Origin of the sequence: Fluoribacter dumoffii NY 23, from assembly GCF_000236165.1 — a bacterium.
Taxonomy (GTDB): domain Bacteria; phylum Pseudomonadota; class Gammaproteobacteria; order Legionellales; family Legionellaceae; genus Legionella; species Legionella dumoffii.
The window spans coordinates 2,658,465-2,682,541 of the sequence record NZ_CM001373.1 but is presented as its reverse complement, the minus strand read 5'-3'; the positions used below and the strand labels follow the sequence as shown (position 1 = coordinate 2,682,541).

The window sequence follows — 24,077 nt, the reverse complement described above, 5'->3', positions numbered from 1 at the left end:
TGGTTGGTGGTGCGGGGTAGTCTCCAGAAATAGTGGCCAGAATGATTTGATTGATTTTGTTTTTTTCTGTGGGTTTTGCTGCAAATAATTTTTCAGCAGCAAGTACCGCCAAATCACTACAAGCTATATCTTCATTGGCCCACCGCCTGTTGCGAATCCCGGTGGAAAAACTCACTAAAGCAGGGCTTTGAGTACTATTCATCCAATCAAGCACTTCCTGGTTGCTCATAATTTTTTCTGGCAACGCAGTAAAGGGACCTTTGAGGTAAATATTTTTTTCCGCACATAATAAATTCATGATGAGAGTATTCCTTCGGAACGCATAAGAGGTAACCCGCCACTGACTGTAATTACGGAGCCCGTCATAAAGGATGTTCTGGACAACAAGGGATCCATGGCTTCTGCTACTTGTGCTGCTTCGCCCATCATCCCTTGAGGGATAATCTGGGCCATTTTTTCTTGATAAGCAGGTCTTTTCCAAAATTGTTCTGTTCTGGAGGTCTTAATTAAACCTACACGCACTATATTGGATAAAATATTATTGGCACTGTAATCCACTGCCAGGTTTAAAAACAATCCTTCCAATGCGGCTTTGCTCGCACAATAAGCACCATAACGGCTGGTACCATTAATTGCAGAAAGGCTGGAAACCAAAATCAAACGGCCAAATTTATTAGCCAACAGGGCAGGTAATAACTGGTGAATCAACCAAATGTTACCATGTAAATTTGCATCTATATAATTACGTAATGCCGGATAGGATAAGGCGTGTAATTTCCGAAGCTGGCTCACGCGAGTAAAGGCGTTAAGTACTATACCGTCTATGGGATCCTGTAATAGATGTTCCAGATCTTCCTTGCTGTGTTCGGGATTGGAGAAATTGTATACCAGACCCTTCACCTGCATATCCAGCTGTTTGTAATGTGCTAAAGTTCTATCCAGGCTTTCTTCCGTGGAGCTGGTAATAATGACCCGGTCACCTGCTTGCAGTCTGCGTTTGGCTATAGCCTGGGCAATATCTGAGGAGCCTCCGGTTATCAGGATATTCATTTTGCCCCCAACTCATTAAGATGGTTCTCGATACTGCTTATCGATTCAAAACGTTCCTTTACCAAAGGCATTACTGGAATTTTAATTTTAAACTCGCGCTCCAATTCGATAATAAGCAGGGCTAGCATTAAGCTGTCGAGGCCTCCCTGCTCCAGGGGAGCGGAGGGATCCGGGGGAAGCTGAGGCAGTCCAATCTTGATTAGAGTTTTGCGGATTCGTTCAGTGAGCATGGAGTTTATCCTTATGGCTTAAAAGTAGTTTTTTTCGATCAAGTTTCCCGTGTGGATTTCGTGGCAATTTTTCTAAAAAGCGCACACTTATGGGTAGTTTTTTGGGTAGAAAGTGATTTTTTAATTGTTCGGAAAGCATATGTTCGGTGATATTAGCGCTGAAATTGCTTCGTTCCAGACAGGCCAGTAAACGGAAGCCATAGAGTTCGTCAGCCAAAGGCAAGACAATGACTTCTCGAATTCCTTTAATTTGACAAATTTTATGCTCTATCTCAATTAAATTTACTTTTTCCCCACCGATATTTACGATTTCATCCAGGCGTCCTTTAATGGCAATTAACCCTGAAGGCAATTCCTCTGCCAAATCACCGGTAAAAAACCATCCATCTTGTATTCGCGTTGGTTTTTCTTCACCCAGATATCCCAACATTAATTGACTGCCTTGAATGAGTAATTCTTGGGCATCTGATAATCGTATTTGCCAATCACCAACCGGATAGCCGGCATAATCTTCGAGAAATAATGGATCTTTGCTGGAATAGGTAAGTACACGCGGGGATGCTTCGGTTAAACCGTAATTATTGTAAACGGTTGCGCGCGGAAATGTATGCATTAAATGGTTTCGTAAAGAAATGCTCAAAGGAGCACCTGCTGAGACCACTGCTTTTATTTTGCCTGCACTTTCGGGGAAAAGAGCAGCCATTTTAGTGACAGCTACCCAATGAGAGGGCACTCCACTCCACATTTGAGGAACTTCACCGCTCTCCAACAGGGCTTTGAGATCCGTAAATTGAGAGATGAGTTGTGTTTTTATACCGGTAATTAATCCAGGAAGCAATTGACCCAGTAAACCAAAAGAATAGGACAGGGGTAAAAATAATAATTGATCCTCAACTTCGCGAAACTTAAGAGAGTCAATGACCGCCCGACAATTGGCAATGATATTTTTTAATGAAAGTTGCACCGCTTTCATTTGCCCTGTACTTCCAGAAGTAAAAAGCACCAACGCAAGCTCGGGATGAGGTGTTATCAAGGCATTTTCTTGTATATCTGACAGTTCACCCAGCTCATTAACAGTTATACTCGTACCTAACAGAGTCCTTTTATCTCCTGTCAGTTCCTCACCGTAAAGAGCTATGGGTTTTCCTGTATTCAGGGCTGCCAATAATTGAATCACAAACAGTGGTTTGGGTGCTGCTTGCAAAAGCAATATTCCAGAAGGCAGTTTTTTAAACTGCAAAGACATTTTATGGATGGCTGTTTCCAATTCAGCGAAACTTAAAGGCTGTCCTGTAAAGTCCAGTGCGATTTTGTTTGGAGAATCTGAATTCAAAAAGTGCATGATCTTAACCCTCAATCGTGTTCAATCGCCATCTCGCGATAATTGGCAGGGTATTGTCCAGTAGGTATTTCCTACAAAAGTTACGTCGAATTTTACCACTGGTTGTATGCGGCATTGCTTTAGGCGGGATAAGAATAATATTATGAAGTTCAAGCTGGTGATTTTGGTAAACCAGTTCAAAAATAGTATTGAATAATATGTCTTGTTCTTCAGGCGGCATGGAGCGATTTTTTAATTCGCACATGACAGTAAGTTCATATTCATGATCCGTTTGCATAACAAAAGCAGCACATTTCCCCAGGAATTCATGAATGGGGGCATGCAAAATGGAATATTCTATGTCTTGGGGATAATGATTTTTACCATAAAGAATAATCAAATCCTTGATGCGACCTGTCACATATAATTCCCCTTCATGTACAAACCCTAAATCCCCGGTTCTTAAATAGACTTGCTTTGTGGGATCATTGTGGATTCTCCCCTGAAATGCATGTTGGGTTTCCTCATCTTGTTGCCAATATCCTTGAGCTACACTGGCACTTTGTACCCAAATCTCGCCTATTTGATCCGGGCCACATAAAGTGAGAGATTCAGGGTCTACAATTTTTACTTTTTGCCTGAATTTACCGCAACTGACCAGGCTGTGGCTTCGAGAATTTTCTTCTTCAGCAAAGTGGACCTGATGATCCTGATAGTGCTCCTTTGCCAGATTAAGGGTGCGATAGGGGGTACCCGGGGTATTACCCGTTACTAATAGTGTCGCTTCAGCCAAACCATAGCAAGGATAAAAGGTCTCTTTGCGAAATCCATAATTTTTGAAGGCTTGGTAAAAATGTTCCAATGTTTCTTTTCTAATGGGTTCTGCCCCATTTGAAGCAATTTGCCAACAACTTAAATCCAAACCTTGTTTTTTTTCTTCCTTGATGCGTTTAACACAGTAATCATAAGCGAAATTAGGGCTGCCGCTAATGGTGGCTTTATACTTGCTGATGTTTTGTAGCCAGGAAAGCGGATTTTGCAAAAAAGAAAATGGGGACATCAGATAAGTTGGAACACCGGCATAAATAGGGGTCAAAATATAACCAATTAATCCCATGTCATGATGGGGTGGAAGCCAGCTGAAGGAAATAGATTCTTCGTTTAATTGGAAGGCTTGGGATATTTTGTGAATATTATCCAGCAAATTGCCGTGAGTAATAATAACTCCCTTAGGATGCATTGTTGAGCCTGAGGTGTATTGCAGAAAAGCTATGTCATGTTCCCGAATAAGTGGTGGTTTCCATAGAGAACTCATCTGTAATTCCACGGCGTCTATAACCAGACAGGGAACATTTCCCAAAAGGGGTTTTCCTTCTTTATTCAGCGTGGCAAATTTGCCTAAATGATCTGCTGTCATAATCGCCAATACAGGTTTCGCATTTTGAATAATGCGATGAGCCTTATCCAATAATTTTGTTTGAGCAGGGGGATAAATGGGTACAGCAATACAACCGGCATAAAGACAAGCGAAAAAGGCTTGAATCAATGGGAGGCCCGGGGAAAACAGTAATAGAATCCTGTCTCCAGGTTTTGCTCCCTGGGATTGGAGTTGCGCAGCAATCGCTCTTGCCCGTTCATCCAGTTCAGCATAAGTCATATTTTCTTCAAGATTTCTGTTTAGAAAAGTACAACTCTTCTTCTCTGAAGTATGAATGGCTCTGTATTGAATAGCCTCTACGAGCGAGATACTGTGGAAAATCTCTTGATTCATTACCGAACCTCAAGGTTTATGGAATTGAAGTACTTGCCCGGCATAGGAAAGGCCGCCTCCGACACTCATCAGCAGAATTTTTCCCGGCTGGTCAAAAATTTTTTCATTGACAGCTCTTGCCAAAGAATAAAGTACCGAAGCCCCGCCAATATTACCGATTGCATCAGAATCCCAAATAATCGATTTATTTTCCATCTGATTTTCTTGAAGAAGCTGGGTAATTAATTTGCGGTTCACCTGATGAGGGATAACCCAAGTGATGGCACTCCTATCTTCTTCGGTGGGTAATAAATTGTTCAGTATTTGTTGATACTTGGTGTAAGCAAGTTCTTTCATAAGCGATTCATCGCCAATGAGATGGTAACCTGGGGTATCAATTTGTTCTTTGGTGGGTGGAAAAACTCCCTGGGTTGTGAATGCTTCAACATATTTTCCCTCAGTAGAAAAGAAGGTTTTTTCCACTGTGAAGGAACCGGTGGCCTTTTTTTCCATGAATAGCGCAGCAGCCCCATCAGCTAAACCTATCCAGGTTTTTTCATTTTCAGGATCGATTACTTTCGATAAAGTTTCGGCGCAACAAACCAGAATATTGCTGTAGCCTAAAGCCATTAAAGCATAGCCGAGATGAAGTGTAGACAATGAAGTGGAACAACCTGTTTTTAAATCATAGGCAGGGGCGTCAAGCCCTAAGTGTCCAAGAACAGCTGCAGCCTGAGAACCTGTAAATCGTTTATTGGTTGTAGAGCCCAACAAAAAAGCATCAATTTTTTGGGGTGTGTACTGCGCCAGAAGTTTTTGTACTGATTCAATGGCTAGGGATTCCGCGGTCAACCCTCTGGAATTATCCAAAGATTCCCAAGGTTTATGACACCAATAGCGGGAATAGAAACCAAATTCTTCGCCGATTTTTTCAGCAAATTTTTCTAAAAAGGATAAAGAATGACTTGAGGTTCTAGGAAAGTTTTGCAAAATATCCAGATTAGTGACAGGGGGGGAGTCTGGAAGAACGCAGGAGGAAGCGGTTATTTCAAACCGAATGTTGGGGTGCAAAATTTCCATAGATTTCCTTTATTGTCTCGCGACCTTACTGTTTAGGCTAAGTCGTTAAAAAAATTTTAAGTACCCTATTATAGCTGTTTTTTAGGAAAAATTGACCCTTCAAGTTACGAAGTGTATATTTTATATAAATTTAACCTGAGATTGGGTATGTTATGTCCTCATCGTCTGTTGATAAAACCACGATGAAATGGATAGAAAGCCTCATTGATGAGCATAGTTTTCTTCCATTATCAGTTGAGTACAATTCTGATAATCAAACCCATTTGCAATTCGGGGCTGAAGTGATTACAGGATTGGCTAAAGTAAACCATAGGCCTGTTGCGGTATATGCCCACAACCATTCGGTTAATCGAGGCTATATCACCAGTCAAGGTGCAAAAAAGATTATCCGCCTTATGGATAGGGCCAAGGATTTATGTATTCCCATAATTGCTTTTTTAGCCTCCCCGGGTATTTCCCTTGAAGAAAATTTGTTAAGTGGGGATGAATACACACAAATTATCGCACGTAATATTCAGTTATCGGGACTTGTTCCACAGTTTGCAATTCTCGTTGCCCCAACTTTGGGTGCGCCTGCTTATTCTGCAGTATTGATGGATCTGCTTTTTTTTAACAAACATCGCAGCTATTTAATGGTTACCAGTCCCATGGTAGTGCAACAAGCAATTGGTGAAAAAGTCAGTATGAGTGAATTAGGGGGTACCGCAATGCATGCAAGTACCACAGGGATTGCTGATTTTATTGATGACAGTATCAGCGCTCAAATCAGCCATGTGAAAAAAATGCTCGATTTTTTTCCTTCACATAGCGGAGAATGTCCGCCGGTTCATGGCATCATGGAGCCACTCCATGCTGTACCCAAGATTCCTGTGGATCCCAGAGTACCCTTTAATATGCTCGATTTAGTTCAGGCGATTGTGGACAATTCAGAGGTAGGGCATTATAAAAGTATGTATGGACAAGCCATGATTTGCGCTTTTGTACGCATCCATGGATATGCAGTGGGAGTTGTGGCCAATCAGAGTATTCGATTTAGTGGTGCGATCGACTCCGATGCTGCACAAAAAGCTGCCAAATTTATCCGTATATGCGATGCTTATCGACTTCCCATACTCACTTTAATTGATGTTCCCGGATTTATGCCAGGTAAACGCGAAGAGCAAAAAGGTTTATTGCAACATGGGGCTAGATTGTGCGCTGCAATGCAAACCCGGGTACCCAGAATGAGTGTGGTTGTGCGCAAGTGTTATGGTGCTGCTGCGTTTCTAATGATGCAAACTGCTTCGCAACAGGGGGATCTTGTTTTAGCGTTGGAGACTGCAAGCCTTGGCGTTATGGGTAAAGATACCACGAAAAAAGTTCAAGATACCGACGGTCAACAGTCTGTAGAAGTTAAGTCCCAGGAAGAAGCTGGATTCAATCTTGATCCTTCTTTAAAAGATGCTTATGAATCAGGTTTAATTGATGAAATTATTACCCCGGAACAAATACGCGCACGATTAGGTCAACATTTGCAATATTTATATCGCAAGATGGATGATCTTCCCCTTGCACGACATTCTATTGTGTGAAGGTCTCCTTTTTCTTTTTGAAGAAGCGGGGAGCTATTTACTCTGGAATTTTGAAAGGAACGTTATGTCTTCTTACTCTGATTTGCTCCAATTAATTCATTCTTTTGAAGCATATTTGGGGAACCCTGAAACAAAGGCCAGCCCCGTCAACTTTAAAGAAAGTTTGCATTTTGATGAGCAAGAAGTGCTCGCCTGGAAGCAAATTAAATGCATTCAGCAATGGGGATTTATGGAATATCTAATCCCTCAAAGTCTTGGTGGTCAATTGGTTTCCCTGGATGTGGGGTATTTTTTGGTAAAGTCAATATGCAGGCGCGACTTAACTACAGGTATCGCTTTGGGCCTGCCGTTTCTGGGTGCTTTACCTGTATGGATTGCAGGCAATGAACAGCAAAAGGGAGAATTGATTGCTTCTTTTCGTCGCGGTGAGATTACCGCGTGTGCCTTGACTGAGGAAGAACATGGTTCGGATATTATGGCCAATGAAGTGGCGGCCTTGCCTCTAGGCAATGGTTGGGAATTAACCGGAAGAAAATGGTGCATTAATTTTGCTACGGAAGGACAGAACATTACCCTTCTTTGCCGTACTCATGAAGGGGGCGGACCTCTGGGCTTCTCGGTTTTTTTTCTCAATAAATCTGCAATTCAATCAGGATTTCTGCCCACTCCCAAACTTCCTACCCTTGGTGTTAGAGGATTGGATATCAGTGGTTTTTCCCTGGAAAAGGTTTATTTGTCTCAAGATGCATTGATTGGTCCTAAACAACGCGGCTTGGAAATTATTTATAAAACCTTGCAGGTTTCACGAACTTTATGTGCTGCTTTTTCTGTGGGTGCGGCAGATACTGCTTTGCGGTTAGTGCTGTCTTTTAGTCTGCAAAGACAACTCTATGGCAAGGCAGCTTTTGAAATCCCAGTGGTAAAACAACGATTGGCGGAACAGTTTACGCAGTTGTTGATTGCTGATTGTACTGCTTTAGCCGTCGCTCGTGCGTGCTCAATCATTCCTGAAAAATTATCTTTTTGGTCTGCCATTATCAAATTTCTGATTCCCAAAATTGCTGAAAGAATAGTTGATGAATGTGCCATCGTCATGGGGGCGCGTGCCTATTTACGTACAACCGAATGGTCCATGTTTCAAAAGATAAGACGCGATATTTCAGTCATTGGGTTATTTGATGGAAGCAGCCAGGTAAATTTATCGGTAATTGCAGGGAATTTATTACCGCAAGCAAAGATGAGGGGAAACTCGCATCCAGGCTCGCTCCAGCAAATGGATTCGATTTTTAACCTTAACTGCATTTGCCCTGAATTTTCTTTTCATCGCCTAGGTCTTTTCATTCATACTGAGGATGACATTGTAGCGGGTTTGTCTGTTTTAAAATCTAAAGAAATCAATCCCTTAATTGATGCGGTTCGTTTTGAACTTAATCGTCTGGATCAAGAGATCCTTTCTTTGCATGAGAAAAAACTATGGGATCCACGTAGTCTACAAGCTTTTCGTTTAGCGGAGCAGTATTGCTGGATTTTTGCAGCAGGTTGTTGCCTGCATTTTTGGCATTGCAATCAGGATCTTATGTCTAAAGAATTCCTTGGTAATGACTGGATTCATTTAGCCATTCAATTGATTCTTAATCAGTTGGATTCTTCTTCAGCTATTGAAAGCCGATGGCAAGAGTCTATGGCGGGGTGCTTATCCCAATTTTATAAAAACAAAAGATTGTTTTCGGTTCTGCCTATAAAAATCCCTGATTAAAGTTTCTCGCCAACTTCAATTTTTGCGGTTATTATTTCCTATCGCCTTCATTTTGGTTAATAATTAGGCATGAATTGGAAAAGAATATTTATTGCAGCGATTACTCGAAAAAAATACTTGGATTTTATTGAGGATACCAAGCATCCCGAGCGTTCGCGTGAACGCTTATGGAATGAAGAAGTTGTTCCTTTATTAAAAAAATCCGCCTACTGGCAGCCTTTGCTAAACAATTTACAGCATTTAACCCTGAATGATTTTCCCATTACCACTTACGAAGATTATGAAGAAGATCTTTTGACGGCTCAGCACAGTCAAGTTCAGCCATTTAATGGAGAAAAATTAATTTTTTGGTCAGAAACTTCGGGTACTGCAGGAGTTAGAAAATTTTTTCCCATCACTGCATCATTTCAGACTCAGTTTCAGCGAACGATGCCGCCCTATATTTATACTCTGGCCCAGCACTATCATGGGTTATTTAAAGAAAAAATAGCCTATTTGGTCGCGGTTGATGCGCATAAACTGACTCCGGCAGGCATCCCCTCAGGATGGATCAGTAATTTTAATTATCGAAATTTACCTTCTTTTATTAAACGTTTTTATGCTATGCCTGATGAACTATTCGATAACGCTGAAGTTTATGCCCAATGGTCGGCTTTATACGCTTTGGCGACGGACCTCAGTGCTCTATTTGCAGTGACCCCCATGGTTATAGAAACTTTATTTGAGCGTTGCCTTAAAGATTTTAAACATTTATTACCTTATTTGCTGGGTGAAAAAATGGTTCCTGATTTTTTACCACCCGTGAAAATTACCCGAAAACGCCGACGGTATTTACGTGAATTAGCGCTAAAGGAGCCACGCTCTTTCAAAGAGTTTTGGCCCTCTTTAAATGTAATAGGGTGCTGGATTTCCAGTCTTTGCGAGTATCCAGCCCGGCAATTGCAAAAAGTGCTGGGAGAAGGCGTTTCTATGGTGGATGGTACTTTATCAGCTACTGAAGGATGGCTTACCGTTCCTATAGACGACCAACCAGGAGGTTATTTGCATCCCGGTGCCCATATTGTCGAGTTTATAGAAGAGGGAAAGAGCATTAAAAAAGAAAATCTTCTCCAACCCTGGGAATTGGAACAAGGTAAAAATTATGAAGTGTTCCTAACTACAGCAATGGGTTTTGTTCGGTATCGGCTAAAGGATGTGGTGAAATGTACTGGTTTTTTAAATAAAGCCCCCCGGCTGGAATTTTGTTATAAAAGTCAAATGATTAAATTGGAAAACTGTTCTATCTCGGGCCAGGAATTGCAGAAAATGCTGGGTGATCTTGCTTTTGAAATAGAACCTTATTGGTATTTTGCCCGTAATAGCCTCGGAAATAGAATTGTTTTCGTTACCGATGATACGGTACAAATTCCTCCTTCATTATTAGAGCAAATGCATGAGGCCTTAATCAACATCAATGAACCCTATGCCCATGGAGTGATTACTAAGGAAGTGCTCCCCATGGTTTTGTTGCAATTGCCCAAAGAGGAATTAATGGCAGATAGTCATGCGCAGACCAAACCCAAGCTGATATCTCAGCGTGTAATCAGAGAAAAATAGGCGGTAAGATTTTCTGCACTTCATGGCTAAATTTATTAAAAAATTTAGGTTGAGTAAACCTCGGCCTGAGTATGAAAATAGGAGCTCAAAATAATGACTGAAAAGAAGAAAAACAAGGTAAAAAAGGCTCCCGGGAAGACCGAATTATCAGCTTCCATGCTTATCATCATTGATTTGGTCTCTATTTTATTTAGTTTAATGCCTGGTGTGGCTGCATTCAGTATTACAGGATTGTTTCTTTATCATGGTTATACATTGACCTGGTTGGTTCTTCCTTTGGCGCCCTTTGTTTTATTTACCTCGTTTATTGTAATTGTTGCAGTGATTAGATTATGTTTGCCTCGTTTAAAACCCGGTCGCTATAAACGCGAAATGAATAAAATGACTTTTGCCTGGTTTTGTCATTTTGCCCTGACTCGTTCTGCAAAAATAATCGGTCTGGCTCCTTTGTTACAAACGTTTAATTGTGTAAAATTTTTCTACTGGCGTGCCCTGGGTGCCAAAGTTTCTTTTCAGATAGTCAATTCATTCGATGTCGACTTTGTAGATTGTCCTTTAATCACTATAGGAAAAAATGTCACTCTTGGCAGTGGAGTGTCAATAAGTTGTCACTCTGATGTAGGTAATTTACTTTTTCTTGCCCCTGTAATCATCGAAGAAAATGTTTTTATCGGTATGTCCACTGCAATTGGGCCAGGAACGACTATAAAAAAAGGCTGTTGGATTGGTTATGGAAATACGTTCGTTAATCAGGTAGTTGAAGAAAATACCCGCTTAGGTAATGTCAGGCCTACACCGGATGCGCAGTAGTTATAGGGAAAAATCCGGGTCACCTACTGAAATAGTGTGGTTAATAGGGTTGATTGTGACCCACCAACTTGAAAAATAATAGGCATATAAGGAATATTGAATAGAAACACTCCAATTAGAAAAAACAACGCGGCACTCACGTTACCTATCCTTACCCATTTTTGTTCCCTGCTTTCAGAAAGCCATGCGGTCACGGCATATGTCAGGCCATACAATACCTCTGTTAGAATTACAATAACGACATTACTGTCCAGGGAGTAAAATCGGAACATCCTATAGGTCATCATTAAGATTAAGAGAAATAAAATTACCCGATAAACGCGCAGTAAGGACTGAAGCAAGAAAGAAGCCCCTGACTCTACGCTTCCATCTTGAAAATAGGCATTAAAAAATATAATCCCCAAGCACGTAAGCGGAATTAAAATAGCGAGGGGATTGATGAATTCCTCATTGTTCATTAAGGCATGGCTTAAAAAAAGGAGAAAATAGACAATGCTTATCAACGCCAGGAAAGGAAAGAGATAATACATCATCCTTAACATTAAAAAACGTAAGCTGTATATAATTTTAATATTCTGTTGGCCAACACTTAACCCTATAAAGAACAAGGTCACATTAGAAATCAAACGAAAATGCATGTCATTGGAATATAAATTCCATAGGTAATCACTTCCTACGGTCCTGAAGATAAAAGCACCCAGGAAGATCAGCAAATTACCCAAACTTGAAAAAATACCTGCAATACAAAGTAGAGGAATAGTATTCCACACTGCAGCAAACAAACTGTTGTAGCTGACATGCCAGGTATTATCCTGATGGTAGGCGTAATGAAATGAGTGTCCAACATAGACAAATATTGGCAAGACGCCCAAGAAAGTAAACCAATGCTCTAAGTGTGAGGGAGTAAACCCCGCATTCAGCGGAAGCATGGGCAGTGACAGGATCAAAGAGACAAGGAAGCTGCTTGCCGCCAGGCGGATGCAATTTTTTTCGTTGTAAGCCAGTACATATAACAAGGCAAAAAGACTGATTAATGCGTAATCGAATACTTTAGTTATTTCTTCCCGGATCAATCCATCCAGAGCCAATCCAAGGAGTAAGCCAATAAGGGTAAAGAGATAAATTCCTTTTTTTGACGACATTTATTGTTCACCTTGCTAGATAAAAATTAGCATAGCTGATTTTAAGGGAGTGTGCATTACTTCTTGTGGATACTTTCTCTGGCGTATTAAAATAAATTGATAAGTATTACAGTTTAATTTTAATCTGCCTTTTTGTAGAATGATTTAAGTTCCCTTCCATGAGTTCCCTTAATCACTATGCAGAGTAAAAGCGAACGTTTTAAACAATGGCGCGGCAGCCAATTCGATGCAGAGCAAAATGCATTAAAATCTGCACTGTTGATTAGTGATTATGTAAGCTCAGTAGAGAGTTTTGAGTTAATTCGAGATCAGGCTGAGCTAAAGTTCCAAGAGTTTGAGCAATTTAAAGCGCGATCTTTTGGAACGGTGGTTTTTGCCAAATTGTTTATTGATGAAGCAATTTCCCACCTCTCAGAAAATGCGGTCAAAGAAAAAAAATTACTTACGCAATCCAGTATGATTCTCTCCGAGGTGTATCAGAACTGGAAAAACAATACTAAAGAGAATGTTCTTACTTTAATTAAAAATATTGAAGAATTATTTCGCTTAAATACCCAACCGTTCACAGACAAACAACACTACCAATCTTTTCTGCTTTCTTCCTACATGTTGTTTCATATAGTGATGCAAGGAATTATGCAAGTAGAAAAGGACTGGAGAGCGAGACTCTTGGTCTCGGTTTTTTTTGATCTGGGTGAAATCAAAATCAAGATACTTTCTTTTTTGCAAAAAACAGAAGAGAAAATAAAGGGGGTAGCGCAACTAGAAAAGCTTTCTCAGGCCGATAATGATCCTTTAAAACCTGCGAAGGAGCGCTTAAACCAGCGCTATCTTAAGGTATTGGGTATTACTCCCTCAACCACTAAAAAACTACTCAGATCCCCTGATTTTTACAAAATAAAACCCCAGGCCCCGGGAGAAGGTAAACCTCTGATTGCAAGTAAAAACCAGCTACCCAAGCAAAGTATTTTTGATAGCCTTACTGTGCTGGAAGAGGATATAGAAAAAGCTTCTTCAGGTCTTGTCAGTTTAATCATGCTGCAAAAATTAAAAAATGCACTTGATGAAAAAATGGAGAAAGTGGGGAAATTAATTGCGGCAATAGATGAAAATGATAAAAAAATTATAGGAAGAAAAAATTTTTTAGAACTTTTGGAAGATGAGAAAGAGTCCTTTCAATTTGTTTTAGAAGAAACGGAAAAGCACCAAAGGAAAGAATTTCTTGAGAAAATAGAACAACTTAAATGTTCAGTGGAATCTCCAACTCTGTCTTCCGGAGTAATTCATGGGGTGAGTTGGGTGGCCACCCCAATTACCGCTGTTTATCGAACGACTACTCCGCAATCAGTCCAGGAAATAATTGGCTCTACATTGCCTGCTTCTTTAGAAAGTGAGTGTAAAAGGAATTTCAAGACTTTTGCAAACCAATTATTTTTGGATTTACAAAGCAAATTGGACAAGAAAAACAGGCAAATTAATATTATTAATCATCGTTCTTTCAGTCAGGATGAAATATTACTTCAATTAATAAAAAATGAAAGGCTTGAGCACCTTGTCCTTTTAAAGAAAGCTAATGATTCAATTAAAGATGCAGTGCAGAGTTGCCGCAATTTACTGTTTACTATAAAACAAAATTTACTTGTTCTTGATACCCTTCAGGGAAATAGCCAAACTTTACGTGAGTTTGTTCATTTGCATAATGGCTTCCTGGTAAAAATCAGCAATTTTTTAGCTCAATACTTTGCTTATTTTAAAACCCAGACAGCAAAAATGATTGATGATGCGGTTGTTTTGCAAGCAAAAATAGGACAATTAGCCAGTGAATATCAACAGGCTGTAAATCAGAGGATGCGCCAAATCGAGAGTACACCCCATCTGGATGATTCGCTTAAAATCTATATGAAAACTCAATTAATATTGGAAACTCAGGAACTTATTGAGGAAAAAAGGCATTATGTCAAGCCAAGCAAGCGGGCAGTGCGTTTATTAATCAACAATCTATCCAGTCTATGGGCTGAAAAAACGCAGCCTCATGACGAATTGGCAAAGCAAAAAGAACAAGAGGAAGAGCAAACTATTTTCAGTATGTAAATCAGGGAGCGAAATCCGCCATACACTTTTTAACAATACTTTTTAGCAGCTTAAAACTCTATCCTCTGATGGAAAAAAAGCTTTTCCCTGATTTTATCCACGCTTTGGAAGGGCTACATACAAAGAGCCTGTATGATTTAACTGATTCGCTTCTACGCCTGCATAGTCGCCTTCACCTTTATAGACATCAACATGAGCTCCCATAATGGCGCCGCCTGTATCCTGGGCTATACACCAGGAAGTAGATTTTTTGCAATTATAAATAAAATTCATTCCAATAGGGATTACTTTGTGATCGGTGGCACATGAAGCATGAGGTGTGAGGGAAATATTTTCTGAGCCATAAGGTCCACCGTCTTCTTTAACAAAAAATACATAGCTTTGATCCCTGTTTCGCAAGTCAGCAGCTTTATTGCGGTTTTGCGGGGCATCCAGAAATTGGCGAATTTGTTTTTCTGATGCAGCACTTTGTTTGATTTTTTTAGACACATTGCAGCGCAACTTGGCTTCATCATGGCATTTTGGATCCTTGGCACAACGTTCCATATTATCAATGTTGCCCCCGCAAGTTGGGTCTTGTGCGCACTGGACAATACGGCCAAGCATGGTGCGCGGTCTGCCGTTGGCACCGTCATAATTAATGTGGAACAGTTTCCCATCCAGAATTAATGAACCTGAGCCTTCAAGCATTAAGAAAGCCGGATCATTCGGATCCTTGACGTAGCCAATTACATATTTTGCATTTAAAGCCCCATGATCTATTTCTTCTCGATCTGGCACAGCAGAGTAGGTCCCATCAGCATTTTTCAGGCAAAACCCACGCACGGTTTTAGTGAGGGGATCGATACCGCACAGAGGCGCTTTTAAATTATATTTTTTGCATTCTGAAGCTACATTGACAACGCCCGGGTTGCTGTAAATAGGATACAGGAAGGGACCGCCGCGTTTGCTACGGGCCTCAACTGGTGCGGGTGCGTAATAGGCGGTAAATTGAAAATCGCCTTTTTTAAATCCTGCATGATTTTCTGGCCAACCGTCACTTTTATACCACTCAAATTGGTTTTTAATGGCGGATAAATATTTTTGAAAATCACCACGGGCGGCTTTGGCGAGGGCAAGCATTTTTTTATTGGTATCAAGACACCATTCCCGACGCTTGAATTGAGTGCCGGCAATCGTAATTGTGTGAAATTCAGCCCGATTTTTATTGCAATTTTCGATCTGATGATTTAAGGCTTTAATGACTTCGTCCATATTGCCTGCAGGATTATCCAGGGGCAGTTCTGATGCGGATATTTTATGGAATTTAAAACGCAATACCCCTGGCTCTTTAGCGGCCATTTTCTGTCTTGTGGTAAAGTCTGCAAGTCTTCTAACGTCGAGACAGTGCTGAATGGGATCGGCAGGGAGGACTGCGTGTGTGACCAGGCTAAACATCATTAATGCAATTATTAGGGCTGATTGAAACATTGTTATCCTTTACCAGAGTGGTTGAACAATCAACCATTGAGTAATGTCGCAAATTATATAGCCTATTGCCCAGTTATTTAAAGAGATGAGTTTTACTCGATGCTAATTTGTTTTGGCATTTGGTAATCGTATGTGTAATTACTAAATAAAGTGCTTGATTTTTAATAACTTCATGTTTAAAGTTTGTTCGAATTTAACTGCATTAAGGAGGATTATCATGTTAGGATTTTTTAACCCGGAAAACAGGGTGCGTAGAGGCATGCAAGTCTTAAATGGACTTGCGCTAATGATGGCTGCTTATAATCTTATATCTAACCCGGAGACCGTTTGGGAAAATGGTTTTGATATCGCAATGTGTGCACTTAATGTAGTGACCTTCAGTAGTAATGACAACGCCTTAACCAGTATAGGTAATGCCGCTCTCAATTTTACCGGTATGGGTACTGTATATGCAGGAGTTACCTCCGGTTGCTCCTCCAATTCGGTAGCGGTTAATATGGGTAAGGCAGCTTTGCATCTATCGAACGCGATAACCAGTATTTGTTACAAATATGAGGAAAACCAGGAAACTTCCCCCCAAACTCCAGCAAAAACAATGTAAACCACTAGGCACTGGGCTAAAAGCCCAGCGTCCCTCATGTATTCAAGCCGATAAAAAATAATCAATTCTTTCCAGAAAAAATACCCGTTGCATTAAAAAATTTGAGCTATATTAGAAATAACAGGATTTGAATAAATACAATAAGGACAAATCATGGGCTCTTTTCTGTTACTCTTACTCGCAGTAACAAGTAACTACTTTCCGCAACTGTCATTGGGAGTTTCCAAGGCCCCCGCAAATATAAATGACAACAGCCATTCCATCAGTGAAACAGCACAATATTCAAGTTCTCTGCAAATCAATGAACAAGCATTAAACGACATGAAGTTGATGTTGATTCATGAAGCACCAAATTTAAATCCACTCGTTATTAATAAAGTACTGACCAGTTTAAAATGTGCTATTGAATATAACGTGGACCATAATAATATCTTAACGTTGATTGATTATTCATTACCCTCTAATAAAAAACGCCTATGGGTTTTTGACTTAAATGCAAAAAAACTGTTGTTTCATACCTATGTATCCCACGGTATTAAATCCGGAACTTTACTTACTAATTATTTTTCAAATAAATTTAACAGCAAAGCAAGCAGTATAGGGGTTTATCAAACGCAAGAAGCTTACTATGGGCGTGATGGCCTTTCATTACGTCTGGATGGTTTGGATCGTAATTTTAATGACAATGCATCGGGACGAGCTGTTGTGATGCATTCCGGGTGGTATGTCGAGGAGCGGTTTATTAAAAAATATGGAAGGCCAGGTCGAAGTTGGGGATGTCCTGCACTCCCTTTGCAAAACTCTAATGCCATCATCAATACCATCAAGGATAAATCGTTATTGGTGATTTATTACCCTAGCGATGCGTGGTTTGCCAAATCAAAATTTTTAAATTGTGATAAAGATTCCTCTGATCAATACACGACAAACTCAACAATTCAAATTCCTTTATCTCCTCCAGATGAGCATCGTGAGCCGATTTTATTTGTAGGCAGCGGTTATAAAGGCGGGAAGCATGCGGAAACGAAACCTGTTGCAGTTATCTCTGCAGATACATATCAACGTGTATTTCATACCACAGCTCCATTGTCACGAATGTTAAGGCGTCAAATTAATAATGCTGAGTATATTGCCCTGGATGCCAAGGAGCTTGATTATTTGGCTCATCAGAATCCTGCAGGTGCAGCAGCGGCAAATGAAGGGATTAATTCAATTCTTTTTGTAATTCCTGTACTTAAAGTGGTTCGGGGTGGTTATTATGAAACGCAAATGCAAATTGTCAATTTAGGTAAAATAAAAGAAATTAAAGCCAATGATGGTTTAGCCCGCGAAAATAGTCCTGCAAGCAGTTTCACAGTCTATTTTGAGGGGAAATCCCCTGTAAATTTAAATGCATGTAAGGACTTTATCCGCTGGGTTGGATTATAAGTGCTTTATAGATCTGATTAAGTAAACCCGGGAATTGTCCCGGGTAACGAAATATCTCGTTTATTCTTTGTCGCTGTCATCAAGTTCAAGCCACATTGCATTTAAGATTGCAAAACAACAGGCCAGACCAGTACCCAAAATCCAGGAAAAATACCACATAAAAACCTCCTAATAGGCCGTATCTTGATTTTTATTAATTGTATACTCAGTTACTTTTCCTCGTAACACCCGATATACCCAAGCTGTATAGAGTAAAATTACAGGTAATAAAATCACAGTTGCTACTAACATGATAAATAAAGTTAACTGACTTGAAGAACTATCCCAGACGAGCAAACTTTGCTCTGGATTAGACGAGGAGGGTAGTATGAATGGGAACATACTAACCCCCACGGTTGCAATAATTCCGGCTACCGAAAGCGCGCTGCATATGAAAGCGGTTTTCACATGTTTCGCAGCGAATAGTGCTAATAAAGCCCCAAAGATTCCCACGCCTGGGGCCAATAGAGTTATTGGAGCATTATAGTAGTTGGAAAACCAGGCCCCTGGTTGGCGGAGCACGGACTTATAAAGAGGGTTTGATGGACCATCATGAGCTAAAGCACTCGTTAAACTGTAGCCATCAATGCCATAATTGAGCCAAACTCCGGCCGCAATAAAAAGTAAAAAAGTGAGTAGAGCCGATAGCCTGCCAGCCTTCTGGGCGCGTTGTTGCAAATATCCTTCCGTTCTCAGGTTCAGGAAAAAAGCCCCATGCATGGAAAGCATCAACACGGACAGCAAACCACATAGTAGCGCAAAGGGGTTCAACAAACTGAAAAAGCTGCCCGTATAGAACGGCCGTAAATATTCATCATAATGAAATGGAACGCCTTGAAGCACATTTCCTAAAGCAACACCAAATATTAATGAAGGAACGAACCCACCAACAAAGAGCGCGTAGTCCCAAAAAGAGCGCCAGCGATTATTTGATAGTTTTGAACGATATTTAAATCCTACTGGACGTAAAATTAATGCCAGCAAAACGAGGAGCATTGCAAAATAAAAACCCGAAAAAGAAAGTGCATATAAAGCGGGCCAGGCGGCAAATATTGCTCCACCCCCGAGAATAAACCAGACTTGGTTTCCTTCCCAGGTTGGACCAATGCTATTAATCAATATACGTCTTTCAATATCTGTTTTAGCAAGCCAGGGTAACCAGATGGCGACACCTAAATCAAATCCGTCCATGACCGCAAACCCTATCAGGAGTACCCCAAGCAGCATCCACCAAATAATTCGTAATGTTTCATAATCCAAAGGCATAGTGAATTCTCCTAGTGAGCCATATTATCTGGGCCAAGACGGATGTATTTAACCATCAAGAAAATTTCTACCACAGCAAGAATCGTATAGAAAAGAATAAAACCTGTGATTGAAGTTAATACTTGTGAGGTACTCAAAGAAGACGTCCCCATAGCAGTGGGCAGGATATCCTGAACTACCCATGGCTGCCGGCCATACTCTGCAACGACCCAACCCAATTCGGCAGCAATCCAGGGTAAGGGAAGGGCATAGAATGCCGCACGCAAATACCAACGGGTTGTGTGTAATTTACGTTTCATCGACAAATAGAAGCCTGTTGCGAATAATAGAATGAAATAGAATCCGCAAGCCACCATAATCCGGAAAGAGAAGAATAGGGGGGCTACTCGAGGCTTTAAATCCTGGGCTGCCTTGTTGATTTGCTCTTCCGATGCATCCACTACGTTCTCCGTGTATTTCTTTAACAGCAATCCATAACCTAAAAATTTACTGTGAGCAGTAAAATCAGTTTTGGCTTGTACGTCATTAGGATTTTTTTGTAATCGGGTCAATGCCTCATAGGCAAGAATACCTTCCTTGATTCGCTCTTTTCCTTGTTCGATTAACTCAGAAATTCCTTGCAGAGGTTCTGTGAATGAACGGGTAGCAATGATTCCCAATATCCAGGGCAGATCCACTGCATAGTCAGTTTTCATTGATTTTTCATCGGGAATACCAAATACAGTAAGCGGGGCAGGAGCTGCTCCTGTATGCCACATCGCTTCTATGGCAGCGAATTTCATTTTTTGATTGTCATTATCCAGACGGCCGCTTTCATCACCTAATACCACCACTGCCAAAGCAGATGCCAGGCCAAAACTTGCAGCCACAGTCATTGACCGTTTGGCAAAGTTGATATTTCTGCCTCTTAATAAGAAATAGGCACTGATGGATAATACAAAAATAGAGCCTGTAACATAGCCTGCACTAATTGTATGCACGAATTTGGCTTGAGCGACCGGATTAAACATTACTGCAGCAAAATCGGTTACTTCCATGCGCATGGTATGAAAATTAAATTCTGCTCCAACCGGATTTTGCATCCATCCATTGGCGATTAAAATCCATAATGCGGAAAGATTGGTTCCTAAAGCCAACATCCAGGTGCAAAACATATGCTGCAGGCGGGTTAATCTATCCCAACCAAAGAAAAACAAACCGACAAAAGTAGCCTCCAGGAAAAAAGCCATAAGGCCTTCAATAGCCAATGGTGCACCGAAAACATCGCCTACGTAATGAGAGTAGTAGGCCCAATTGGTCCCGAATTGGAATTCCATGGTGAGTCCCGTTGCAACCCCAAGAACAAAATTAATACCAAAGAGAATTCCCCAATATTTAACCAACTGTCGCCAAATATCACGCCCCGTCATGACGTAAATTGTTTCCATAATCGCTAAAATTAACGACAAGCCCAACGTGAGCGGGACAAAAAGGAAATGATAAAGCGCAGTTAGAGCAAACTGTAAACGGGAAAGATCAACCAGGTCACTGCCAGGAATCATTGCTCACCTCATATGTAATGTATTAATAAAGTCTTTGGAGTCTGCTGCAAATTGTAGCCACAATGGCCTGAAGCTGCTTTTAACCAGGATTTGTTCAATTTGCAAAGTCTCTTACTTAATCCTTATTCTCTGTCAATCAGGGCAGCACTATGTTCCATTTTCCGGGATACAGATTTTACTTCCATACAGATTACAACTGCCTTTTTAGAGAAGAAAGAAATTATTTTTTTTCTTGTACAGAACCTAATAGCCATTGCTCATTGCTTTGATGTGGTTTTTCCACATTTTTAAAACAAACAAACCATAATAAAATCAATAAGCTAATCTTAATCACTAAAGTGATTAGAATATCACGGGTTAATGGCTTAAGCATGGTTAGCCCCCTTTTCTTGGCTCAGCATTCCATATTTTAAAGATTCGGCAATTAGGGTGGCTTTTTGGAAAACCTCTTGTGCACAAGCCTCAGGCAAATGATTTACCGCTTCTTCCTGGAATAAATTAAGCCAACGATTAAAATGAAGTTCTTCGATAGGGAAAACTTGTTTTAGCAAAATATGCTTTTGGTAGGCATTACCATGATACTCGTTGGTTTTAAGCATCACGCTATTCCAAAATTGGCAAAGCAGAGGAATGTGTTCATTCCAGTTGACCTGCATCACATCATTAAAAATAGGGCCAAGGACCTCATCTTTTTGTACTCTTTGGTAAAAATGTGTGACGAGTTTTTCAATGTGTGTTTTATTCAGCTCGGTCATGCCACTATCCGCTGATATAAATAGAATAATAATACTTAAGTTTCATTTTGAATACAACTTTAAATGAGTACCAAATCGTATTATTTTTTTCTTTCCTTAATAAAGTTCAGCAAGGCCACAGCATTATTGTGTTGTTCGTCTCTGGCACTGTATAACAAAGTGACGGTGTGATGTTGTGCTTTAGTAATAATCGCGTGTAAGGGTTCTTCTTTATCTCCAAGTTCCTTCCTGTAGCGCTTTTCGAATTCTTCCCATTTGGCAGATTCATGATTAAACCAGCTGCGTAATTCATTACTGGGAGCAATATCTTTTAACCATAAATCCACAGCCGCAGCCTCTTTTTTCATTCCGCGCGGCCATAATTTATCAACCAGGATTCTGAATCCATCTGAAGATTCAGGATGCTCATAAATTCGTTTGAGTTTTATTTCGTGCATCGGACTCTCCTTTGGATGTTAAATTGAGCAGCGGATAAAGTTCTATTTTGTTATGAATGATATCTTCCAGACTAAATTGTTCGAGAACCGAAAAAAAGGCTTCTTGTGCATCAAGAAGAATCTTTCTTAATTTACATGTGGGTGCAATGCAACAATTGGCTTTTTCCTTATTAAAACAAGGAACCAGATCAAAGTGGGGTTCGAGTTTCGTCACAAGTGTTTTTAAATTTATTTCAGCGGGATTTTTTGCCATCATAATGCCGCCATTCTTCCCTCTAATGGTTTTTATAATGCCCAGCTTGGATAAATTATGGATTATTTTTATCAGATGATTGTGGGAAATATCATACACACAAGCGATATCCTGAATGGTGCAAGTAGTCCTTCTAATTGCAATGTAAATTAAAGCACGTAACGAATAATCTGTAAATTGAGTCAGTTGCATTCATTCTCCAAAGTATAAAAATCAAGGCATATTATTTCTTTTTATTAGGTGCATATCAAATACCTATTTACCTTGACAAAAAATCGACATACACGATAAATTTGAGGCATATTTAAGCTATAATTTAATTTATGGACATTAGAAATGGGAATTATCATGAGCAGAAATATTATGAATAAAATCATAGGGGTTACAATTTTTGCTCTCGGCCTTTTTACTGCTGGAGCAAGCTTTGCATATGGGGGTTATCACCACGGTGGTTATCATGGTGGATATTATCATGGCGGTTATCATCACGGTGGATACTATCACGGCGGCTATTATCGGGGTGGGTATTATGGCGGCTGGGGCGGCGGTTGGTGGGGACCTGGTGTCGTTATAGGGGTTCCTTATTATAATAATGATTATTACTACAACGATAATTGCCAAACTGTGCGCGTCTGCAATAGATATGGACATTGTTGGTTACAGCAATCCTGTTATTAAGCTGAGCGAATAAATGTTAAACCCACGGCATATGCTTGTGGGTTTTTTATTTGCTTTATTTTTAAGGTTGACTCTTTTGTGGATGCTGCGAACAAGTCGCGGCACGCAGAAAGGAGGATAGGGCGCATTGGTGGTGAGAATAGGGCACGTAGGTGATGAAGGTAGGGGCGCAGGTGCTGGGGGTTGAGGTAAGTCTCTGGGAAATGATTATGGTATCTGCTGGTGATTATTGATACTATTTTTGGTTTTCTTATGTCTTATTAGAGTCTAATTATGGAACACACACTTGCCTATTTAAAACAGATGGATTGGGAGCGTCTCGTCTTTGCTTTGTTTTTGATTTTTTTTGGCTATTTTTTTGCAAAGAAAATAAGTCATTGGATTGAAAGATTATTTGAAAATCGATTTTCAAAGCACCATGCTCTGTTGTCCAGTCGAGTTGTTTTTTACGGTTTGTTTTTATTGTTTACTGTTTCAGCATTGCATGAAATGGGATTTAAACTGACTATCCTGTTAAGTACAGCAGGCTTGTTTACTGTAGCTTTGAGTTTTGCTTCACAAACTGCTGCCTCCAATCTCATAAGCGGCGTTTTCCTTTTATTTGAAAGGCCTTTCCAAGTTGGCGATGTGATCTCCTTTAAAGACATTAAAGGGACAGTCGAGGCAATTGACTGGCTGTCTACAAAAATCAAAACCAATGATAATCGTCTGATTCGTATACCCAATGAAGGTTTAATTAAATCGGAAATTACAAACTTGAGTACCTATCCCCAAAAACGTGATGAAATTGTACTCCGCATTGATTCGGTACATGATGTAAATACAATTAAATCGTTACTCTATAAAATTTGTGAGGAATGTACCCATATTTTGCCTACCCCCAGCACCAAGATTTTATTATCGCAGATGATTGATAGGGGCGGTGTCGAGCTTAAAATATTGTATTGGTCGAAAAATGATCTGGCGATAGTGCGCGATGAAGTGCTTTCAGCAGTGAAAACGACATTTGAACGAGAAGCGATTACTTTTGTTAATGAACGAGTTGTCATGCCGCCGATTGCATCTTCATCCACTCCGCTTCCCTTATAAATGTTGATTCACCGCCACGAATTGGATTTTCGATTTTTGGTGGATCTTTATCCAAAGCTGGCATAATTTCAACTAACTTACAAATCTTAGGACACTTGCGAGTCGCGCATACTCGGTGTATGT

General features: G+C 40.2%; 23 protein-coding genes and 1 pseudogene. 9 read left to right on the top strand and 15 right to left on the bottom strand.

Features of this window, described 5'->3' with window-relative positions:
* The 6 genes and pseudogenes from KYQ_RS19540 to KYQ_RS12125 form a co-directional block, all read right to left on the bottom strand.
* Positions 1-298: pseudogene (locus tag KYQ_RS19540) on the bottom strand (ketoacyl-ACP synthase III); the annotation flags it as partial.
* Positions 295-1,050, bottom strand: coding sequence for an SDR family NAD(P)-dependent oxidoreductase (locus tag KYQ_RS12145; RefSeq protein WP_010654536.1), 756 nt, complete (start codon positions 1,048-1,050; stop codon positions 295-297). The pseudogene KYQ_RS19540 and the gene KYQ_RS12145, both read right to left, overlap by 4 nt.
* A complete protein-coding gene (locus KYQ_RS12140) occupies positions 1,047-1,280 on the bottom strand; it encodes an acyl carrier protein (protein WP_010654535.1) in 234 nt (77 codons plus the stop codon). Before KYQ_RS12140 ends, KYQ_RS12145 begins: the two co-directional genes overlap by 4 nt.
* On the bottom strand, positions 1,270-2,622 hold the full coding sequence (locus KYQ_RS12135) for a class I adenylate-forming enzyme family protein (protein ID WP_010654534.1): 1,353 nt from the start codon (positions 2,620-2,622) through the stop codon (positions 1,270-1,272). Before KYQ_RS12135 ends, KYQ_RS12140 begins: the two co-directional genes overlap by 11 nt.
* Positions 2,623-2,626: 4 nt before the next feature.
* Positions 2,627-4,372: a fatty acyl-AMP ligase gene (locus tag KYQ_RS12130; RefSeq protein WP_010654533.1), complete on the bottom strand. Its 1,746-nt coding sequence runs from the start codon at positions 4,370-4,372 to the stop codon at positions 2,627-2,629.
* A gap of 9 nt (positions 4,373-4,381) precedes the next feature.
* Complete coding sequence (locus KYQ_RS12125) at positions 4,382-5,431, bottom strand: 3-oxoacyl-ACP synthase III family protein (RefSeq protein ID WP_010654532.1); 1,050 nt, start codon at positions 5,429-5,431, stop codon at positions 4,382-4,384.
* A 152-nt stretch (positions 5,432-5,583) separates the two neighbouring features.
* Between KYQ_RS12125 and KYQ_RS12120 the strand changes: the two genes are divergently transcribed.
* From KYQ_RS12120 to KYQ_RS12105, 4 genes are all read left to right on the top strand, one after another.
* Complete coding sequence (locus KYQ_RS12120) at positions 5,584-7,002, top strand: acyl-CoA carboxylase subunit beta (RefSeq protein ID WP_010654531.1); 1,419 nt, start codon at positions 5,584-5,586, stop codon at positions 7,000-7,002.
* 64 nt (positions 7,003-7,066) lie between these two features.
* Complete coding sequence (locus KYQ_RS12115; protein WP_010654530.1) at positions 7,067-8,758, top strand: acyl-CoA dehydrogenase family protein; 1,692 nt, start codon at positions 7,067-7,069, stop codon at positions 8,756-8,758.
* Positions 8,759-8,827: 69 nt separating this feature from the next.
* Positions 8,828-10,354: a GH3 family acyl-acid amido synthetase gene (locus tag KYQ_RS12110; protein ID WP_010654529.1), complete on the top strand. Its 1,527-nt coding sequence runs from the start codon at positions 8,828-8,830 to the stop codon at positions 10,352-10,354.
* A gap of 93 nt (positions 10,355-10,447) precedes the next feature.
* Complete coding sequence (locus KYQ_RS12105) at positions 10,448-11,164, top strand: DapH/DapD/GlmU-related protein (protein WP_010654528.1); 717 nt, start codon at positions 10,448-10,450, stop codon at positions 11,162-11,164.
* 23 nt (positions 11,165-11,187) lie between these two features.
* On the opposite strand, the gene KYQ_RS12100 is transcribed toward KYQ_RS12105, so the two are convergent.
* Positions 11,188-12,306 (bottom strand): hypothetical protein, encoded by a 1,119-nt coding sequence (locus tag KYQ_RS12100; RefSeq protein WP_010654527.1) that lies wholly within the window; start codon positions 12,304-12,306, stop codon positions 11,188-11,190.
* A 177-nt stretch (positions 12,307-12,483) separates the two neighbouring features.
* On the opposite strand from KYQ_RS12100, the gene KYQ_RS12095 reads away from it, so the two are divergent.
* Entirely contained in the window at positions 12,484-14,397 is a 1,914-nt protein-coding gene (locus tag KYQ_RS12095; RefSeq protein ID WP_019350133.1) for a hypothetical protein, read from the top strand.
* A 93-nt stretch (positions 14,398-14,490) separates the two neighbouring features.
* Here the strand turns inward: KYQ_RS12095 and KYQ_RS12090 are convergent, their stop codons facing one another.
* Positions 14,491-15,867: an MltA domain-containing protein gene (locus tag KYQ_RS12090; RefSeq protein ID WP_010654525.1), complete on the bottom strand. Its 1,377-nt coding sequence runs from the start codon at positions 15,865-15,867 to the stop codon at positions 14,491-14,493.
* A 217-nt stretch (positions 15,868-16,084) separates the two neighbouring features.
* Here KYQ_RS12090 and KYQ_RS12085 point away from each other — a divergent pair, with 217 nt between their 5' ends.
* Positions 16,085-16,468, top strand: a complete 384-nt coding sequence (locus KYQ_RS12085) for a hypothetical protein (protein ID WP_010654524.1) — start codon at positions 16,085-16,087, stop codon at positions 16,466-16,468.
* Between the two features lie 153 nt (positions 16,469-16,621).
* Positions 16,622-17,896, top strand: a complete 1,275-nt coding sequence (locus KYQ_RS12080) for a murein L,D-transpeptidase catalytic domain family protein (protein ID WP_010654523.1) — start codon at positions 16,622-16,624, stop codon at positions 17,894-17,896.
* 60 nt (positions 17,897-17,956) lie between these two features.
* On the opposite strand, the gene cydX is transcribed toward KYQ_RS12080, so the two are convergent.
* The 7 genes from cydX to KYQ_RS12045 all read right to left on the bottom strand — a co-directional run bounded on the left by cydX (position 17,957) and on the right by KYQ_RS12045 (position 22,379).
* Complete coding sequence (cydX, locus tag KYQ_RS18925; protein ID WP_010654522.1) at positions 17,957-18,055, bottom strand: cytochrome bd-I oxidase subunit CydX; 99 nt, start codon at positions 18,053-18,055, stop codon at positions 17,957-17,959.
* 9 nt (positions 18,056-18,064) lie between these two features.
* Complete coding sequence (gene cydB, locus KYQ_RS12070) at positions 18,065-19,201, bottom strand: cytochrome d ubiquinol oxidase subunit II (protein WP_010654521.1); 1,137 nt, start codon at positions 19,199-19,201, stop codon at positions 18,065-18,067.
* 11 nt (positions 19,202-19,212) lie between these two features.
* Complete coding sequence (locus tag KYQ_RS12065; protein ID WP_010654520.1) at positions 19,213-20,742, bottom strand: cytochrome ubiquinol oxidase subunit I; 1,530 nt, start codon at positions 20,740-20,742, stop codon at positions 19,213-19,215.
* Between the two features lie 220 nt (positions 20,743-20,962).
* A complete protein-coding gene (cydP, locus tag KYQ_RS19345) occupies positions 20,963-21,115 on the bottom strand; it encodes a cytochrome oxidase putative small subunit CydP (protein WP_010654519.1) in 153 nt (50 codons plus the stop codon).
* A complete protein-coding gene (locus KYQ_RS12055; protein ID WP_010654518.1) occupies positions 21,108-21,497 on the bottom strand; it encodes a group III truncated hemoglobin in 390 nt (129 codons plus the stop codon). The genes cydP and KYQ_RS12055 overlap by 8 nt, the downstream gene beginning before the upstream one ends.
* Before the next feature lie 80 nt (positions 21,498-21,577).
* Complete coding sequence (locus KYQ_RS12050; protein WP_010654517.1) at positions 21,578-21,934, bottom strand: DUF488 domain-containing protein; 357 nt, start codon at positions 21,932-21,934, stop codon at positions 21,578-21,580.
* The gene (locus KYQ_RS12045) at positions 21,903-22,379 is read right to left on the bottom strand and encodes an Rrf2 family transcriptional regulator (protein WP_010654516.1); all 477 of its coding nucleotides are present in this window, start codon (positions 22,377-22,379) and stop codon (positions 21,903-21,905) included. Before KYQ_RS12045 ends, KYQ_RS12050 begins: the two co-directional genes overlap by 32 nt.
* A gap of 156 nt (positions 22,380-22,535) precedes the next feature.
* Between KYQ_RS12045 and KYQ_RS12040 the strand changes: the two genes are divergently transcribed.
* Together KYQ_RS12040 and KYQ_RS12035 are read left to right on the top strand one after the other, a co-directional pair.
* Entirely contained in the window at positions 22,536-22,865 is a 330-nt protein-coding gene (locus KYQ_RS12040; protein WP_029489046.1) for a hypothetical protein, read from the top strand.
* A gap of 273 nt (positions 22,866-23,138) precedes the next feature.
* Complete coding sequence (locus KYQ_RS12035) at positions 23,139-23,954, top strand: mechanosensitive ion channel family protein (protein WP_010654514.1); 816 nt, start codon at positions 23,139-23,141, stop codon at positions 23,952-23,954.
* The last annotated feature ends 123 nt before the right edge of the window (positions 23,955-24,077 follow it).